This window comes from Paenibacillus sp. OT2-17, assembly GCF_009827695.1.
GTDB lineage: Bacteria > Bacillota > Bacilli > Paenibacillales > Paenibacillaceae > Paenibacillus > Paenibacillus polymyxa_B.
This window is the reverse complement of the sequence record NZ_WUDQ01000546.1, coordinates 1-2,492: the sequence shown is the minus strand read 5'-3', so window position 1 is coordinate 2,492 and position 2,492 is coordinate 1. Positions and strand designations below refer to the sequence as shown.

Sequence of the window (2,492 nt, the reverse complement as noted above, 5' to 3'; positions counted from 1 at the left end):
GACTGTCGTTGCCTCAGATGCAGTCGTATTCAGCACACGATGCTTGACCCGCAACAAAGATTGGGGAGACATGCTGAGTTGATGTATCCCCAGTTCCAGCCAAAGAGGAACGGAACGTTCATCTCCAGCCATCTCACCACATACACTTACATCAATTCCTGCTTGATGTGCCGCTTGTGCAGTCATGCGCAACATTCGAAGTACAGCTGGATGGTATGGATGGTACATATGTGCAATCTGCTCATTCATACGATCTACAGCCAGCACATACTGAACCAGATCATTCGTTCCGATACTAAAAAAATCTGTTTCAGCTGCCAATAGATCAGCGATCATCGCTGCTGCCGGTACCTCAATCATGATTCCACGCTGAATGTTCGGATTATAGGCAAGCCCTCTTGCATCCAAATCCGCCATAGCCTCCTTCAAAAGAGCATCTGCCTGGCGGACCTCCTCCACGGATGAGATCATCGGATACATTACCTTGATATTTCCCGTTGCACTGGCTCTTAAAATTGCAGTCAACTGGGTTTTAAACAATTCCTTCCAATCCAGACTGATCCGTATAGCACGGTAACCTAGAAAAGGATTTTCTTCCTCTGGTAGTTGAAGATAGTCCAACGGCTTATCTCCACCGATATCCAATGTACGGATGACTACAGAGTGGTTTCCTGCCTTTTCCGCTATCAGCCGATATACTTCATACTGCTCCTCTTCATCTGGCGCAGATTTGCGATCCATGTATAAAAACTCCGTGCGGAACAGTCCCACACCTTGAGCGCCATGCTTCAAAGCTGCCTCCAGCTCTTTAATCGAACTAATATTGGCCGCTAGCCTCAGGGTGGTTCCATCCTTGGTCACGGCATCTACAGAAGCAAGCACCTGAAGCTGCTCTTTTCTGCGTCGCTGCTCGTCACGCAAAATTTTATAATGATCAGTTACCGTTTTTTCCGGATTCACATAAACTTTGCCCAGGTCTCCATCCACAACCATCATATCTCCCGTTTGAACGGGCAAATTCAGATTGCTCTCCAGTCCTGAAACGAGTGGAATACCAAGTGCGCGGGCCATGATCGCAGAATGTGATGTTTTCCCACCATTCATAGTTACAATCCCTAAAACATAGCTAGGATTCAAGTGTGCCGATTGGGAGGGTGAGAGCTCCTTGGCTACCAGAATATAGGGCTGTGTATCCTTGGGAAGAGTCACTTCCGGTGCACCCAGCAAATGCTTGAGCAGCCGGTTTCCCACATCTTTGATATCGATTGCCCGCTCCTTCATATATTCATCATCCAGTAAATCAAACATTGTTACAAAATGATCAATGGCTTCCTTCACGGCCACCTCGGCCGCCTTATACTGACGCTCAATAATTCCGCGAATTTCATTCATGAATTCTGGATCTTCCAATATCGCAAGATGAGCATCAAAAATGCTGGATTCCTCCGGCCCCACCATCTCTCGAAACTCATCCTTAATAAACTGGATCTCACTTTTGGATGTGCGTATCCCTTCATACAACCGTTCAAATTCCTTTGCAAGATCTACCGCATCCATTTTTTGATCAGGTAAATCCCACTCCCAGCTCGGCAGGACAAATGCCTTCCCGATTGCCACACCTGCTGCGGCGCCGATGCCTTCTATCATGTTTCTACCCCTCCAACATTCCTGTCATGCAGCACAACGGACATTACCGAGGCCTGACCTTTTTTCACTGTTTTAAACGGAGCAAAGCTCCACGACTTGACGCGATCCGGATTCGTGATGACCATAGGAGTCACCAGTGATGGAGCTTGCTCTCGCAGCGCCTGCAAATCAAATTTGATCAGCAATTGCCCCGGTTCCACCGTATCGCCTGCTTCTACCATAGCAGTAAAATTTCCTTTTAGCTGTGAAGTATCAATCCCTATGTGGAGCAGAACCTCAAGTCCCTCTCGTGTGGAGATGCCTAAAGCGTGCATAGTCGGATACAAGTGCATCACAGTACCATACACTGGAGACACAAGTTCACCACGTTCAGGAACAAAAGCAACACCGTCCCCGACCAGCTTCGTCGCAAAAATTTTGTCAGGCACTTCATGAATCGGGAGCATTTTTCCATGTACAGGAGCGTTGAACAAAATTTGAGGGAGATCACGCTCCATCAGCTTCGCGATTTCCTCACGAATCAGTTCTGAATACGTTCCGAATACAACCTGCAAATTACCTCCACCCAGATTGATAAGCCCGGCCGATCCCAAAGCCTTCATCGCTCCGGTATCGATCAGTCTGTCATTGTGGACGGTCAGCCGCAAACGTGTGATGCAGGCCTCCACCTGCACAATATTTTCCTTCCCGCCAAGTGCTTCCAAAATAAGCGGAGCACTATAAGGAATATTGCCGGCCCAATCCTCCAGAACCGAACCTTCCTCGCGCCCAGGAGTTGGAATACGGAACCGCCGGATAGCCCATCGAAACAGTACATAATACACAAGCCCGTATGCCACTCCCAC

General features: G+C 48.2%; 2 protein-coding genes. Both read right to left on the bottom strand.

Annotated elements, in window-relative coordinates; translation table 11 throughout:
- On the bottom strand, positions 1-1,647 hold a 1,647-nt coding region (gene ptsP / locus GRP75_RS24370), incomplete at its 3' end, for a phosphoenolpyruvate--protein phosphotransferase (RefSeq protein ID WP_160790606.1).
- Positions 1,644-2,492: glucose PTS transporter subunit IIA (locus tag GRP75_RS24365; RefSeq protein ID WP_160790605.1), on the bottom strand; the 849-nt coding region annotated here is incomplete at its 5' end. The genes ptsP and GRP75_RS24365, both read right to left, overlap by 4 nt.